Origin of the sequence: Streptomyces sp. NBC_01244, assembly GCF_035987325.1 — a bacterium.
GTDB lineage: Bacteria > Actinomycetota > Actinomycetes > Streptomycetales > Streptomycetaceae > Streptomyces.
Genome location: NZ_CP108489.1, coordinates 23,767 through 38,513 on the forward strand (window position 1 = coordinate 23,767; position 14,747 = coordinate 38,513).

The 14,747-nt window shown below is 70.9% G+C and carries 13 protein-coding genes and 1 pseudogene; 8 read left to right on the forward strand and 6 right to left on the reverse strand.

Annotation, left to right across the window (positions count from 1 at the left end; translation table 11 throughout):
• Nucleotides 1-21: 21 nt before the first annotated feature.
• Both OG247_RS42485 and OG247_RS42490 read right to left on the reverse strand, forming a co-directional pair.
• Nucleotides 22-741, reverse strand: a pseudogene (locus OG247_RS42485) (alpha/beta fold hydrolase); the annotation flags it as partial.
• Nucleotides 742-750: 9 nt separating this feature from the next.
• Complete coding sequence (locus OG247_RS42490) at nt 751-1,848, reverse strand: endonuclease/exonuclease/phosphatase family protein (RefSeq protein ID WP_327257856.1); 1,098 nt, start codon at nt 1,846-1,848, stop codon at nt 751-753.
• A gap of 219 nt (nt 1,849-2,067) precedes the next feature.
• Here OG247_RS42490 and OG247_RS42495 point away from each other — a divergent pair, with 219 nt between their 5' ends.
• Nucleotides 2,068-3,225, forward strand: coding sequence for an ABC transporter substrate-binding protein (locus OG247_RS42495; RefSeq protein WP_327257857.1), 1,158 nt, complete (start codon nt 2,068-2,070; stop codon nt 3,223-3,225).
• A gap of 21 nt (nt 3,226-3,246) precedes the next feature.
• On the opposite strand, the gene OG247_RS42500 is transcribed toward OG247_RS42495, so the two are convergent.
• From OG247_RS42500 to OG247_RS42515, 4 genes are all read right to left on the reverse strand, one after another.
• A complete protein-coding gene (locus OG247_RS42500) occupies nt 3,247-4,194 on the reverse strand; it encodes an NAD-dependent epimerase/dehydratase family protein (RefSeq protein WP_327257858.1) in 948 nt (315 codons plus the stop codon).
• A gap of 133 nt (nt 4,195-4,327) precedes the next feature.
• Nucleotides 4,328-5,092, reverse strand: a complete 765-nt coding sequence (locus OG247_RS42505) for an SDR family NAD(P)-dependent oxidoreductase (RefSeq protein ID WP_327257859.1) — start codon at nt 5,090-5,092, stop codon at nt 4,328-4,330.
• A gap of 103 nt (nt 5,093-5,195) precedes the next feature.
• Nucleotides 5,196-6,458 (reverse strand): cytochrome P450 family protein, encoded by a 1,263-nt coding sequence (locus OG247_RS42510; protein WP_327257860.1) that lies wholly within the window; start codon nt 6,456-6,458, stop codon nt 5,196-5,198.
• Nucleotides 6,459-6,607: 149 nt separating this feature from the next.
• On the reverse strand, nt 6,608-7,552 hold the full coding sequence (locus OG247_RS42515; protein ID WP_327257861.1) for a ScbA/BarX family gamma-butyrolactone biosynthesis protein: 945 nt from the start codon (nt 7,550-7,552) through the stop codon (nt 6,608-6,610).
• A gap of 166 nt (nt 7,553-7,718) precedes the next feature.
• Between OG247_RS42515 and OG247_RS42520 the strand changes: the two genes are divergently transcribed.
• From OG247_RS42520 to OG247_RS42550, 7 genes are all read left to right on the forward strand, one after another.
• Nucleotides 7,719-8,423: a ScbR family autoregulator-binding transcription factor gene (locus tag OG247_RS42520; RefSeq protein WP_327257862.1), complete on the forward strand. Its 705-nt coding sequence runs from the start codon at nt 7,719-7,721 to the stop codon at nt 8,421-8,423.
• Between the two features lie 229 nt (nt 8,424-8,652).
• Nucleotides 8,653-10,266, forward strand: coding sequence for a class I adenylate-forming enzyme family protein (locus OG247_RS42525; RefSeq protein ID WP_327257863.1), 1,614 nt, complete (start codon nt 8,653-8,655; stop codon nt 10,264-10,266).
• Nucleotides 10,263-10,646 (forward strand): hypothetical protein, encoded by a 384-nt coding sequence (locus tag OG247_RS42530; RefSeq protein WP_327257864.1) that lies wholly within the window; start codon nt 10,263-10,265, stop codon nt 10,644-10,646. The genes OG247_RS42525 and OG247_RS42530 overlap by 4 nt, the downstream gene beginning before the upstream one ends.
• Before the next feature lie 195 nt (nt 10,647-10,841).
• Entirely contained in the window at nt 10,842-11,120 is a 279-nt protein-coding gene (locus OG247_RS42535) for a LysR family transcriptional regulator (RefSeq protein ID WP_327257865.1), read from the forward strand.
• A gap of 342 nt (nt 11,121-11,462) precedes the next feature.
• Nucleotides 11,463-13,001: a 4-hydroxyphenylacetate 3-hydroxylase family protein gene (locus tag OG247_RS42540; RefSeq protein WP_327257866.1), complete on the forward strand. Its 1,539-nt coding sequence runs from the start codon at nt 11,463-11,465 to the stop codon at nt 12,999-13,001.
• 80 nt (nt 13,002-13,081) lie between these two features.
• Nucleotides 13,082-13,579, forward strand: coding sequence for a flavin reductase family protein (locus tag OG247_RS42545; protein WP_327257867.1), 498 nt, complete (start codon nt 13,082-13,084; stop codon nt 13,577-13,579).
• A gap of 1 nt (nt 13,580) precedes the next feature.
• A complete protein-coding gene (locus OG247_RS42550; protein WP_327257868.1) occupies nt 13,581-14,624 on the forward strand; it encodes a hypothetical protein in 1,044 nt (347 codons plus the stop codon).
• The last annotated feature ends 123 nt before the right edge of the window (nt 14,625-14,747 follow it).

Consider the following 14,747-nt stretch of genomic DNA (forward strand, 5'->3'; position numbering starts at 1 on the left):
GGAAGCCGGCGGCGGGGTGTCCTGGGCGGCGGCCTCGAGGAGGACGCGGGCCAGGGCGGAGGGGGCGGAGAACATGGGCCAATGGCCCGTGTCCAGGGTGACCAGCTGCCAGTCCGGGCCGGTGGACAGGAGCTCCGCCACGTCGGGGTGGGGCTCGGCGCCGTCCAGCAGGCATTTGACGTAGGTCGCGGGGAGCTCGGCGAGCGGGTGGGTCAGTACGGCCGGTTCGGTGAGGGTGGCGCCCGGGTGCGGGGTCGCGCCGGCGAGGAGCCGGGCGATCTGTTCGCAGGTGAGGCCCTGGCCCTCGTAGTCGGCGGCCGGTTGCGGCGGCCAGGAGCCGTTGTTCGCCGCGAGGGAGGCTTCCACGGCGGCGCGGCCGTCCGGCCAGGCGGAGACGAAGGATCCGTTGTGGGTGGGGACGTTGGCGTCGACGAAGACCACCCGGTTCAGGCGGGCGCCGATCCGCTCGGCGGCCTGGCCGACCGGGATGCCGGCGTAACTGTGGCCCACGAGGACCACATCGCGCAGGCCGAGTCCGTCGATGGCGTCGACTATGTCCGCGACGTGTGTCTGCTGGCCGGCCGCGATGCCCTGCTTGTCCCCGAGGCCGGACAGGGTCAGTGCGTGGACCTCGTGGTCTCCGTCACCCGTGGTGCGCAGTGCGGTGCGGAGTTCGGCCGCCACCTCGTCCCATGCCGCCGCTCCCAGCCAGGCGCCTGCCACCAGTACGAATTCACTCATGAACGTACGTTAATCGAACTGGATGTCGGCGGTGAGGGGCAGGTGATCGCTCGGAGTGGCGGGGAGCGTGCGGACGTGGGTGACGGTGCCCGAGCGGGCCAGGATCTGGTCGATCCGGGCCAGGGGGAAGGCCGCCGGCCAGGTGAAGGCGAAGCCGGGGGCGGGTGCCGCCGTTGCTGCCAAGGCGGTGCGGACGGGGGCCAGACCGCGGTCGTCGGCGGTGCCGTTGAGGTCCCCGAGCAGGACGACGCGTTCGGCGGGTTCCGCGGCGAGGACGGCGCCGAGGAGGAGGGCGCTCTCGTCACGGCGGGCGGAGCCGAAGCCCGAGGCGCCGAGGCGCAGGGAGGGCAGGTGGACGACGTAGACGGCGACGGGGCCGTCGGGGGTCGCGGCGGTGGCGCGCAGGCCGCGGTTCCAGTGCGGGTCGCCGGCGAGGGCCGGCGGCTTGATGTCGACGGGGCGGACGTCGGTGAGCGGGTACGCCGACCAGAGGCCGACCGTGCCGTGGGTGGCGTGATGGGGGTGGCCGGCGGCCAGGGTGGCGGTGAAGGCCGTGATGGCGGCGGGGGTGAGCTCCTCGACGGCGATGAGGGCGGGGTGGCCGGCGGCCAGGGCCTTGGCCGTACGGGAGGGGTCCGGGTTCTCGTCGCTGATGTTGTGCTGGACGGTGGTGAGGGTGGGGCGGGCGGTGGCCGGTGGGGCGGGGTGGGTCAGGAGGCTGCCGAACTGGCCCAGCCAGGCGGCGGCGGGGAACAGGAGCGCCAGGGCGGTGGCGGCGGAGCGGCGGCGGAGGGCCAGGACGAGGAGGAGGGGGACGGCCAGGCCGAGCCAGGGGAGGAACGTTTCCAGCAAGCTGCCGGGGTGGCCGGGGGCGTTGGGGACGAGGGCGGGGCGGGTGAGAAGGGCGGCGACAAGGAGGGAGAGGAGTACGGGGACGAGCGTGGGGAGGTGCGCGGGGACGAATGCGGGGAGGGCCGTCGTCCGGGGCGCGGGCCAGGGGAGCGGGCGACGGCCGGGGCGGGGTGGCCGGCGGGGGAGGAGGGGGTGAGGTCTGGTGGTGGGGCCGTCGGACGGGCCGGGAGTCGGGCCCGGGTTCGCCTGGGTCATGGGGCCGTTCCTGCCTGTTCCGTTCGGGACGTGCGGTGTGATGTGTGGTGGGTACGACGACGTCGGGGGCGCGGACCCGGTTCCCGCGGGGTGTGCGGCGGGGGGTAAGCGGTTGCCCCGGGGCGGTGGCAGCGGATCCAATGGGCGCGATGATCAAACGGGCGCGTCGGTCGGGCGGACTTCGGTCGCATCGGCGCGGGGACAGAGGAGCGCCACACAGTGAACGCGTCGGCATGGCCGTCATCAGGGGAGCGGGTCGGCGGACCGGCCGTGCTGTTGGGGGCTCTCGTGCCGTTGACGCGGCCCGGCTGGGCCGATGCGGGGCGGCACTTGCTCGCGGGGCTCGAGCTGGCCGTGCGCGAGGCCAACGACGCGGGAGGCGTCGGTGGCCGGCCGCTGGAGCTCGTGGTCCGGGACACCGCGGCCGATCCTGAGCGGGCCGCGGCGGCCGTGGAGGAACTGGCCGCTCTGGGTGTGGCCGCCGTGGTGGGGGAATACCACAGCGTCGTCGCCCGGGCCGCCGCCGCCCGGGCCGACGGCCTCGGCGTGCCGTTCCTCTGCTCCTCCGCGGTGCTCGACGCGCTCACCGAGGAGCCGACGGAGTGGGTCGCCCGCCTGGCCCCGGCCCAGTCCCACGGCTGGCGCACGTACGCGGACTTCCTCCTCGGGGCGGGCCACGGCCGGATCGCGGTGGCGACCCAGCCGAGCGTCTACTGGGCTTCGGGGACCCGCATCCTGCGGGACCACCTCGCTTCCCGCGGCGGCACCGTCGTCGAGTTCGACGCCGACGCGCTCACCCCTGAAGGCCTGTGCGACGCGCTCGCCGAGCACGGTGCGACGGCGCTCCTCCTGCTGGTCGGGTATCCGGAGCCGGCGGCGGCGATCGTCAGGGCCGTACGGAGGGACCGGCGGCTCGGGGAGGTCCTCATCGGGGCCCCGGCCGGACAGCCGGAGTTCGCGGGATGGGCCGGGGCGCTGGGCGCGGACGGCGCCGGGATCCCTTTCCTGCGCTACCTGCCCGAGCGGCTCGGTCCGCTCGGCGACCGGGTGGGCAAGGAGCTCCGCGAACGGCTGGGCGAGGAGCCCTCGTTCGTGGCCTTCGAAGGCTGGGACAGCGTCACCGTCCTCGCCGAGGTGCTGCGTTCGCACGGCACGGACCGGGCGGACATCGCCGGGGCTTGGCCGCGGGTGGTGGTCGAGGGGACCCGTGGGACCGTCCGGTTCTCCCGGACGCCGGGGAGCGGCGTCTGGCAGTGGGTATGGGCACCGGTTCGTGTGGTCGACCGGGATCCGCAGGACACCGGTCGTTTCAGGGTCCTGCACGGCGAGGACGGGGGCGAGGGGGAGGAGGAGGGCGAGGGCGAGGGCCCGCGCTGACCCGGACGGTCGGCGGCGCCCTCAGGCGCGGGCGAGGTGGGCGCGGTACCAGGGGGCGGCGGAGGGGAGCAGGGCGAGGGGCGTGGGCGTGGGGCGCAGGCCGGTCAACTGCCAGATGGGGTCGGCGCGCTGGTGGTAGTCGCGGGCCAGCAGGGAGAACTGCCGCTCCGTCACCCGGCCGGGGCGCTCGCGGAGGCGTTCCAGGCAGAGGTCCCACGGCCACTCCTCCCGCACCTCGGGCAGGATCCCTTCGGCGGCCAGGGCCGAGACGAGGGAGGCGCTCGTCACCGGGACGGGGTGGCTCGCGTGGTGGATCGCGCCCCCGGGCGGGTCCGGGACCGTGGCCAGGGCGTCGATCAGGCGGGCCAGCTCTCCGACGTCGACCACGGACAACAGCGCGCGCCCGCCGTTCCAGCTGGCGGGGACCCGGTTGACCAGCTCGGCCAGGGCCGGGACCACCCAGCGGTCACCGGCGCCCAGCACCAGCCCCGGCCGCAGGACGGTCCCGCCGGCGGCCAGCACCGGGGCTTCCGCCTCAAGCCGGCTGCGGCTCGCGGCGGACACCGGATCGGGGGCCACCCCGTCGACCTCGATGCCGCGGTGCGGGATGTTCCCGTAGACCGCGGCCGTGGACAGGTGGACGATCCGGCGCACCCCCGCCCGAAGGGCCTCCGAGAGGAGGGCCGCGCCGCCCAGGACGTTGACCGTGTGGCAGCGTTCGGCGTCCCGTCCGATGTAGGAGGCCAGGTTCACCAGTGCGGTCGCGCCCTCGCAGACCCCGCGCAGCGAGCCGGGGTCGCACAGGTCCGCAAGGCACCACTCCACGCCTTCGCGCGCCGTACCGGGGCTGCGGGCGAGGGCCCGCACCCGGACATCGGGGCGGCGGGCCAGGGCATCCAGTGCGGCCGAGCCGATGAAACCGGTGGCTCCCGCAAGGACGATCACATGGGGTCTCTCGGATAAGTGCATGGGCTCGATTTCATCGACGTGGGTACGCCGCCCGGCCGGCTGCTCCGCTGCGCGCGTACGGCTCTTCTCTGCTCTTCGGCCTGGAGCTCCACCGAGTTGCGGCCGCGTGATCCGACACCGCCGTGCGGACCCCTCAGCGGGCGGTCCAGCCGCCGTCCACCGGGACGGTCGCGCCGACCACGAAGGACGCCTGGTCGCTGAGCAGCCACGCCGCCGCGTGCGCGATCTCGCGCGGGTCCGCCGTGCGCGGCAGCGGGGCCATGGTGTGCAGCTCTTCCTCCAGGCCCGGGTTCAGGTCGAACCACTGAGCCATCATTTCGCTGCGCGTGGTGCCGGGAGCGATGGCGTTGACCCGGACGCCCTGGGCGGCGTACTCGGCGGCGGCCTTCGTCAGGCCGATGACGGCGTGCTTCGCAGCGATGTACGCGGCGGACGCCGGGGTGCAGACCAGGCCCGCGACGCTGCTGTTGTTCACGATCGCCCCGCCGCCCGGCAGCATCGCGGCGATCTCGTACTTCATGCAGTTCCACGTGCCGAGGACGTTGGTGGCCATGACGGCCTCGAAGTCCGCGTTCTCGGTGAGGTGCAGCGGCGCGGGGACGGTCCCCAGCCCCGCGTTGTTGAAGGCGGCGTCCAGACCCCCGAAGAGCTCCACCGCCTTGCCCACCGCTGCCTCGACCTCTTCGGGGCGGGCCACGTCGACGACGGCGTAGGCGGCGCTGAACCCCTCATCCGTCAACTCGCGGGTGAGCGCGGCCAGTTGCTCCTCGCGCCGGGCGGCGAGGAGCACCGAGGCCCCGTTCTCGCAGAACACCCGGGCGGCGGCCGCCCCGATGCCGCTGCTCGCCCCTGTGATCAGGGCGCGCTTGCCCACGAGGAGGCCGGTCTTTTCCGTCATGGTGAGTCCTCCGTCTTCCGTCGGGCGTCGCCCGGCCCGGCCGGGCGGAACCGGCCGGTCCGGCCGGGTCAATGAAGTCTTCAGGGGAGGGGCCGACCCGACACTATTGGCCGGAAAAAGACCCTTCGCGCGGGCCGGACCGGCCCAGGAGCACAGGAACCGTGCGGTGGCCGTTCGAAACGAACGAGAACTTCGGCCGGAGTTCATCGGCCGGCACGGCCAGGGCGATGTCGGGGAACCGCTCGAAGAGCGCCGACAGCGCGATGGCGACCTCCATCCGTGCCAGGTTCACGCCGAGGCAGTGGTGGGCTCCGTACCCGAACGACACGTGATCGGCGCGGGTGTCGCGGGTGATGTCGAAGAGGTCGGCCCCGGCCCCGTGGTGGAGGGGGTCGCGGCCCGCTCCGGCGAAGCAGACGACGATCGCGTCGCCCTGCGGGATCCGCACGTCGTCGTCGATCTCGATCGTCTCGACGGCGTAGCGCAGGATGCTGTGCGCGCCGGGCGGGTCCACGCGCAGGGACTCGTCGATCACGTCCTCCCACGAGGCCTTGCCGTTCCGTACGAGTTCCAGCTGGCCGGGGTGGGTGAGCAGGGAGACGACCGCGTTGTCGATGAGGTTCACCGTCGTCTCGTAGCCGGCGGTGAAGAGGAGGATGAGATTGTCGAGCAGTTCCTTCTCGCTCATGTCCGCCGCGCCCGAGTCGCGTGCGGCGACGAGGCCGGAGGTCAGGTCGTCGGAAGGATTTTCCCGCTTGTGCGCCACGACGTCGTTCAGGATTTCGTACATGGCTATGCCATTCGCCACCGCGTCCTCGGGGGTGATCGAGGTGGCGAAGAAACTGTCGATGATCTTCTGCAGGGGATCGCGCGCAGACTGCGGAATTCCGAAGAGCTCGCAGACGACGGCGTGCGGCAGTAAGTGGGCGAATTCCTTGCGGAGGTCCACGGGCCGTCCCGCCGGGGCCTGTTCCAGGCGGTCCAGCAGCCCGGCCGCGATCTCCTCGACGCGCGGCCGGAGGGCCGCCACGCGACGCATGGTGAACTCCCCCGCCACCGGCTTGCGCAGGCGCGCGTGCTCCTCGCCGTAGGCGGTGACCATGTTCTGAACCGAGACCCAGATGGCCAGCGGCCACTCCTGGTCGACTTCTCCGTTGATCCACGCCGGCCAGTGCCGGTAGGCGTCTTTCGACACCCGGGGATCTGTGAGCAGGCGCTTTACGAGTGCGTAGTCGGTCACGGACCACGCCTCCACTCCGCCAGGAAGTACGACCCGCGCGGCCCGGCCCAGGGAGCGTATTTCCTTGATCTCTCCGTGGATGTCCTGGCCGAGCGGATCGATGACGAACGGGCACTGCCTGCTCACAGGAGTATCCCTCCTACAACTGCTGGTGACGGTGAGTCGGATGACGTCACAGGCTGGCACGCTCGCGACCTTCCCGCCACTTCGCGCAGAGGTGTCTCGGCCAGTGGATCGCAGGAAATCGACGGCCATTTCGTAGGAAAGGGAGAAGATCAGCCGGAAACGGGAACTGCGTCCAGCGAGGCGAAGAAGACCCGCTGGCCGCCCTGATGTCCGGACACGCTCAGGGAGAGGGTGTCGTCCCGGTTCTGCGTCACCGGCTGCGCCTGGACCAGACAGGGGGAATGGAACTCCACGTACCGGTCGAAGGTCAGGTGGAGCGAGGTGGGGTACAGCCGGGTGGTGCCCGCGACGGCGAAGGCGGCCTGGTGGGTGGCCTCGAGGAGGGCCATGCCGGGGACATGATCGTTTTCGTGCGCGAACAGCGTCTTGTTCGCGGTGTGCGGCCGCAGGGTCCAGCACCGGGGGTCCATGGTGGGGGCCAGCAGGACGTGGCTCGGCTCGGTCCGCAGGACGAGGGAGGGGTCCACCGGTTCCGGCACGGGCAGGAGCGGCCGGGCGTCCGCGTGTTCACCCCGCATCCGGCGGTAGGCGCCGGGAGAGGTGCACGTCAGGTTGCCGCCGCCGGTCGCGATGACCCGGCCGTCCTGCACCGCGGTCATGTGGCACACCATGCCGCAGAAGCGGGTGCCGCGGCGGTTGACGTCGGTGCAGACGACATTCATGTGGACGGGGGAGCAGCTGTCCGCCGCCAGGGTTCCGGGATCGATCCGGTAGTGGATGTCGGACATCAGGAACTGGTGCCCGAGGGGGACGTCGTACTCGGCGTGGGAGAGCAGGATGCCCGTCTGGCGGATGGCCTCCGCGATGACGGTGGGCGAACGGAAACCGTGGAGCGCGGTATGGAACGGGTGGCTTTCAGGCCAACGCAGCGTCACGTCGAATCGGTCGGGAGCGGTTCGTTCCCAGGCCGAGAGGAACACCTCGGAGGTGTCGGGACGGTGCACAAGCCAGTTGGGTACGGCCGGAGGCCTTGCAGGTGAGACCCCGACCGACGGTCTTTGGGCGTTTTCGCTCGCATACGCGGTGCTTAACATGATGTCTCCTCTGGACTTCGAGGCATATTCGAGTCACTCGTGGTATGTCTTGGCTCGCCGCAAGATACGTGCTGCCTGGTATAATTTGCAACGGCTGTTTTCGGTGACATGCTCATACCTCCGAGGAGGTGCATCGGTGGCCGCCAGCATCGTGGAAGGAGCGAAGGTGTCTCAGAGGGAGACTTCTCGGCGCACCCGGCGACTCATCGTCGAGGCCGCCGGCGCCGTGTTCGCGGAGAAGGGCTTCAACGGGGCCACGATCGCGGACGTTTACCAGCGACTCGGCCTGACCAAGGGCGCTTTCTACTACTACTTCAAGGGCAAGGAAGAGCTGGCCCAGGCCGTCCTGGCCAGCCAGATCGACACGGTCGGCTTCCCCATCCTGCCGCGGAGCACCCGCCTCCAGGAGATGATCGACAAGGGCATGCTCTTCGCCGTTCAGATCCGCACCGATCCGATCGTGCAGGGCAGCCTGAGGCTCTCCCTGGAGCGCGGCAGCCATCATGAGCACCGCCTGCGGCCCTACCAGGACTGGATCGACCACAACCGGCTCGCCCTGGGGCAGGCCCGGGAGTGCGGCGAACTCCACGCGCACGTGGACCTGGACGCGGTCGCCAACCTCATCGTCGGCGGCTTCACCGGGGTGCAGGTGCTCTCGGAAGTGGTGTCCGACTGGGAGGACCTGGAAGTACGGGTATCCGTGCTGCTCAGGCACATCATGCCGATCATCGCGCTGCCGACGGTGCTGGCCGAGCTCGACATGGCTCCCGGCCGCGCCGAGCGGGTCGCAGCCGACCTGGAGAAGCACCTGCGGGAGCGGGCCGAGGCCGAACCGGCTGATCCGGCCGATACGGCCGAGCTCCAGGCCTAGTACGTCCCGTCGCCGGGACGTCCCGGCGATCACGCGCTTCCCCGCTTCCCCCGCTTCCCTCCGCCGGGCGTCCTCGACGCCCGGCGGAGGGCTTTCCGTGCCCTGGTCGGCGCTCCGGGCGGCCACATCAGATCTTCCGATGACGGTTGCCTACCTTCATGCAGGTTTGTTTCCATGGGCGCGGCCCCGAGCCACATACGAGGCTCTTGACCGACCACGGAGAACCCACATGATCAAGCTCGATGACATCCGCCGGCACGCGGCGGGCGGCGCGACGCGGGATGCCTTGGTCGACGGCCAGGTGCGGCTGACCTGGGGCCAGTTCGCCGAGACCGTGGAGCGGACGGCGGCCGGACTCACCGAGCACCTGCCCCAAGAGGGCGCGGTCCGGGCGGTTTTCCTCGCCGGGAACAGCTGGCAGCTCACCGTCGCGATGAGCGCCTGCGCCACCCTCGGCGTCTCCTGCACCGGACTCGATCCGCAGAGCGGCACGGACGACCTGGGCCGGGTGCTCTCCTGGCTGGAGCCGTCCGTGGTCTTCGTGACCTCGGAGCACCGCGCCACCCTCGACCAGCTCGTCTGGCCCAGCGGCCCGCAGGCCGTGCACGTCCTGCTGGACGGGATCACGGCACCCGGCGCCCCCGCGGCCCCCGGCAAGCACCAGGCGCTCAACTTCGACCTGCTGACCTCGGCCGAACCCCTGCGCACCCTGCCGGCGCCCCGGCCGTACGAGTCCTTCGCGGTGGGTGCGCGCAGCGAGGGCCCCTCCCGGATCGCCGTGCGCCGCACCCCCTCCGAGGGCCGCCACCTGGTCGACCTCGTCGACGAGTTCGGCCTCAACCGGGACGACGTCCACCTGGTCTCCGCCCCGCCGACCGAGCCCACGGCCCTCGCGCTGGCCCGCACGATGCTCGGCATCGGCGCCACCGTCGTCCTCGCCGACGGAGCCGGCCCCGAGACCCTGACCGCCCTGCTCGTCGCCGAGCGCGTCAGCACCGGCGTGATCACCCCGTCCACCCTGCACGGAGTGCTCGGGCTGCCGGAGACCGCCGAGCCCTCGCCGCGCACCCGTCACCTGCGGTTCCTCCTCACTCCCGGCGCCCACCTGGGCCGGTGGACCGTCAACACGGCCTGGGAGCGCCTCGGCCCGGTGCTGCACACCGCGCTCGGCAGCGCGGAGACCGGACTGACCGCCGTCATGGGCCCCGAGGAGCTGCTGGTCTCGCCGCCGCGCTCGGGCCACACCACGCTCGGCACCGCCGTCGCGGTCCTCGGTGAGGACGGGCAGCCGGTGCCGCAGGGCGAGAGCGGCCGCCTCGCCTTCGCCGGCCATCAGGTCATGGACGGCTACCTGGACGGCGAGACCCGGTTCGCCGAGCTGGACCTCGGCTGGGGCGCGGAGCGCTTCCTGGTCACCGACGAGTCCGGGCACGTGGACGAGACCGGCCGGCTGCTGGTCACCGGGCGGGTCACCGAAGTGCCCGTGGTGGTCCGCGATTCGGCGGTCGACACCGAGCTGTTCCGGCTGGAGTCGGACCTGCTCAACCTGCCCTGCCTGCGCGACACCGCCGTCATGCGGGTCAGCAGCCCGGTGCTGGGCGACGCGATCGTGGTCCCCTTCATCGCCGTGGCGGTCGGCCGCGAGGCCACCGGGTACCAGGCGCTCAGCGCCGCCTGCGCCCGCCGGGTGCCGTCGCTGCCCGCGCACGTCATCGCCGTCGACACCATCCCGTACAGCCCGACGGGCCGCATCCGCACCGGGGACCTGCTCGACGCGGTCCTGCCCATCATCACCCTGAACCTGCAGCTTGAGCAGTCGATGCAACAGGAGATGTCCGCGTGAACCTGCCCTCCTTCGACGACCAGCCGTACGACGAGCTGCTGGTGGAGGACTTCGAGACGGCCTACTTCGCACTCGAGCTCGAACTCCTCGACCTGCCCTGCGTCCAGGACGTCGCGGTGATGCGCACCCGGCTGCCCGAGGTGGGCGAGACGCTGGTGGTGGCCTTCGTACCGCTTCCCGAGGAGGACCAGGAGGCCGGCGGGCGGCAGGCCGCACTGGCCGCCTGCGAGCGGCGCATGCCGTGGGTGCTCTCGCACGCGGTGGCCGTCGACGTGATCCCGCGCGCGGCCGACGGATCCGCGCGCACGGGCCTGCTGATCGACCGTCTGCTCCCGCAGATCGCCCGGGACCTCCTCTCGCCGATGGAGATGTCCGACTAGTCCACTCCGCCCAACCCGCTGTCCACCACGAAGCAGCGGCTGACCTGTGGCCATGCCCTCTCTGACGGCATGGCCACAGGTATGTCCGCAGCCGTTCGTCAAGCTGGACGGCGAATCCTCTAGCGAAGTTATACCTGCACCATGGTATGTTTCCAGTCTCCGAGGCTCTGAGCCTCGCAGAAGGGAGCCCCTGCCGTGCAGTTTCAGCAGTTACGCTCGTTCCGTGAAGTAGCCGCCGAGATGAGCTTCACTCGCGCCGCTCGCAACCTCCACTACTCGCAGCCCAGCGTCACCGCCCACATCAAGAACCTCGAGGACTACATCGGGGCCGCCCTGTTCCATCGCGCCGGCGGCCGGGTCCAGCTCACCGAGGCGGGCGTACGTCTGCTGCCGCACGCGGAGAAGATCATTCTGATCGCCGAGGCCGCCTGTATAGACGCGGCCTCCGCCGGTCGTACCCGGCCCGCCGCCTGACCGGCCTCCGGACATATTTTCGTAATCCTTCTCCATTCGGCCCGGCCGTGTATCCGAATTACCTGGAACGATGCCCGGACGACGTTATTTCCGGGAATTCGGAATTCATCATTCCGCAATAGTCGAGAAGCGCGACCGGACCTTCTCCCTGACGTCGACAAGGCTTCTCCGCCTCGTTGTTGACGTATCCCCTGGAGCGTGATGACGCCAGGGTTGGCGTAGATGGGCAATTGTCCGTGCGCAGCCCAACAAGAGCGGATCGGCGGCCGAGCCTACGCTCGGGGCAATCGAACTGTGCGCCCGGCAGCGGTCGCGTGTATTACCCCTGGAGAGGACACCAAAATGGGTCAGGTCCCGATAACGGATCAGTCGGCCGTCGAGGCTCCGAACGACCTCATGACGGGCGACTCCTACCTGGAGAGCCTGCGTGACGGCCGCCAGGTCTTCGTGGACGGCGAGCTCGTCAAGGACGTGACGACGCACCCGGCCTTCGCCAATGCCGCGAGGTCGACGGCGCACCTCTACGACGCGCTCCACCACCCGGACACCAAGGACCTGATGACGACGGTCGACCGGTACACGGGGTACCGCGTCCACCGCTTCTTCACCCCGGCGCACTCGCCCGAGGAGCTCGTCAAGGCCCGTGACGCCATCGAGCACTGGGCCCGCCTGAGCTACGGCTTCATGAACCGCACGCCCGACTACAAGGCGTCGTTCATGGCCGGCCTGGCCGTCACCCACGACTTCTACGAGCCCTTCGGCGACAACGCCCGCGCCTGGTACGAGAAGTACGCCCGCCAGGGCCTCTCGATCAGCCACGCGATCGTCAACCCGCCGGTCGACCGCAACAAGCCGGCGCACGAGATCCGCGACGTCTACCTGAAGGTCGTCGAGGAGCGCGAGGACGGCATCGTCGTCGAGGGCGCCAAGCTCATGGCCACCGCCTCGGCGCTGAGCAACGTCGCCTTCGTCGGCCAGATCCACCTGGCCAACCTCGAAAAGGGCAAGGCCGAGGACATGGCGCTGGCCTTCATGGCCCCGCTGAACACCCCGGGCATGAAGGTCGTCTGCCGCACCTCCTACGAGTCCAAGGCCACCAGCCCGTTCGACAACCCGCTCTCCAGCCGGTTCGACGAGAACGACGCGGTGCTGGTCTTCGACAAGGCCTTCATCCCGTGGGAGAACGTCCTGATCTACCGGGACACCGAGAAGATCCACCAGTACTTCCCGCGCTCCGGCCTGCTCTCCCGCGGCTTCTTCCAGGGCGCGATCCGCATGTCGGTCAAGCTCGAGTTCATGGCGGGGATCCTCGACAAGGGCACCCGCATCAACGGCACCGACGGCTTCCGCGGAGTCCAGGCCGGCCTCGGCGAGCTGCTCGCCTGGCGCCACCAGACCTGGGCCGTCACCAGCGCCATGGCCCTGGACCCGGAGGCCGGCCCGGCCGGCACCGTCCTGCCGCGCATGGACTACTCGGCCGGCTACCGGGCCCTCGCCCCGCTCAGCTGGGAGCGCACGCACCGCTTCTTCGAGGAGCACCTCGCGGGCGCGCTGCTGATGACCCCCTCCAGCGGCAAGGACCTGCAGAACCCCGAGCTGCGCCCGCTGCTCGACCGCTACTACCGCGGCACCGGCGCCACCGCCGAGGAGCGCACCAAGCTCTTCAAGCTGGCCTGGGACGCGATCGGCACCGAGTTCGGCGCCCGCCACGAGCTGTACGAGCTCAACTACGCCGGCGGTCCCGACCAGGTGCGCCTCGACACCCTGAACTGGTCGCGCGGAGCCGGTCTGCTCGACAACTACGGCGACCTCGTCCAGAGGGCCATGGACGACTACGACCTCGACGGCTGGACCCGCGGCCGCTGGGCCCAGGACAACTGACCGTCAAGCCCGCGTACGGACGGGTGCCCGCGGCCGACGCGCCGCGCGCACCCGTCCGCGCCCAGCAGAGAGGCCCGGCCATGAACCACGACCTGCGCGACGTGATGCGTTCCTTCGCCACCGGGGTGTGCGTCGTCAGCACCTACACCGACCAGGACGGCGTGCGCACGCACAACGCGATCACCGTCAACTCGCTCACCTCCGTCTCCCTGGAACCACCGCTGGTGTCCCTGAGCTTCCGTCACGACTCGGAGTTCTTCGCCGAGCTGCTGCGGACCGGTGTCGTCGGGATCTCGATCCTCGGCGCCGAGGGCGAGTCGACCGCCCGAGCCTTCGCGCGCCGGCGGCCCGAGCGCGACCAGGCGCTGACCGAGGTGGCCGGAGCGCCGGGCGAGGCCACCGGGACGCTCCTGTTCGACGCGGCGGCCTGGATGGAGTGCAGCCTGCGCGACCACGTGGTGGCCGGCGACCACGTGATGGTCATCGGCGAAGTCCTCGCCATGGGTGCCCGCGAGACCCAGACCCCCCTGATCTTCCTTCAGGGCGGATTCCACAGATTCGAACTGGAACAGGTGTGACGTGCGCGCGAAGAAGCTGCTGAGCCGGCGGGCGCTCCTCGGGGCGGCCCTGGCCACATCAGCACTGACCCTGCTGATCCTGCCCGGCATACCGGCCCAGGCCACGGCGTCCGCCGCGGAGACCGCGGCGCGTACCGCGGGCCCGGTGACCGTCTGCCTGGTGACCCGGGACGCCCCGGCCCGCGAGCGCACCGTCAAGGTCGCGCAGTGGGCCTCGCAGGTCCTGCTCCGGGAGACGCTCTCCTACGCGGGCCCCTGCGCCTCGTACGGCACCCCGAGCGCCCTGGGCAACGGCAACCTGCGGACGTACGCGCAGATCTCCGACTCCAAGCCGCAGACCGTCGGCATCGTCTTCCCCAAGTCCACGCTGACCGGCATGCCGACCACGATGACCGACGGCCACCACTGCTACGACATGAACGGTGACGGCTCGGTCAACGAGCACACCGAGTGCGTCGGCGGCCACGAGCGCCCGCTGGACCTGCCCTCGCAGCTCACCGCGCTGCCCGGCATGCCGCTCAAGTGGGCCCTGGTCAACTTCAACCCGATGGGCCACGGCCCGGAGCACATATACGACCACCCGCACTTCGACTTCCACTTCTACACGCAGTCGAAGGCGGAGCGCGACGCGATCCGCAGCGGTCCCTGCGGCCTGGCCATCAACTGCGACGACTACGCGACGGCCACCGAGCCGATCGCCCCGCAGTACATGCCGAAGGACTACACGGACAAGGGCGTGGCCGAGGCCGCCATGGGCAACCACCTGGTCGACCTGACCTCGCCGGAGTGGGGATCCACCGCCTTCACCCAGACCTTCATCTACGGCTCCTACGACGCCAAGATCACCTTCCTCGAGCCGATGATCACGAAGGCCTGGTTCGACGGCATCGCCGCCGGGGTCAACCCGAGCCGCTGCTGGCCGGTCAAGCAGCCGCAGGAGTGGCAGATAGCCGGCTGGTACCCGCAGGACTACTGCATCGACTACCGCGCCAACCGCGGGGACTTCACCGTCTCGATGAAGAACTTCAAGAACTCCGCCTCCTGAGTCGCAGAGAACCGAGTCATCGGCCGACCGGTTCCGCCCCGCCGCACCGGGGGTGGCCGGCGGCTCCCACTGAATCCCCGGAGTAGGCGAGGAAAGGGCCACCGTGATCGCGGACAGCAAGGC

Excerpts from the sequence above, each read along its gene's own strand:
- OG247_RS42525 (WP_327257863.1), top strand. The coding sequence starts at position 8,653 with ATGATCAAGCTCGATGACATCCGCCGGCACGCGGCGGGCGGCGCGACG.
- OG247_RS42545 (WP_327257867.1), top strand. The coding sequence starts at position 13,082 with ATGAACCACGACCTGCGCGACGTGATGCGTTCCTTCGCCACCGGGGTG.
- OG247_RS42505 (WP_327257859.1), bottom strand. The coding sequence starts at position 5,092 with ATGACGGAAAAGACCGGCCTCCTCGTGGGCAAGCGCGCCCTGATCACA.
- OG247_RS42500 (WP_327257858.1), bottom strand. The coding sequence starts at position 4,194 with ATGCACTTATCCGAGAGACCCCATGTGATCGTCCTTGCGGGAGCCACC.
- OG247_RS42540 (WP_327257866.1), top strand. The coding sequence starts at position 11,463 with ATGGGTCAGGTCCCGATAACGGATCAGTCGGCCGTCGAGGCTCCGAAC.
- OG247_RS42490 (WP_327257856.1), bottom strand. The coding sequence starts at position 1,848 with ATGACCCAGGCGAACCCGGGCCCGACTCCCGGCCCGTCCGACGGCCCC.
- OG247_RS42515 (WP_327257861.1), bottom strand. The coding sequence starts at position 7,552 with ATGTTAAGCACCGCGTATGCGAGCGAAAACGCCCAAAGACCGTCGGTC.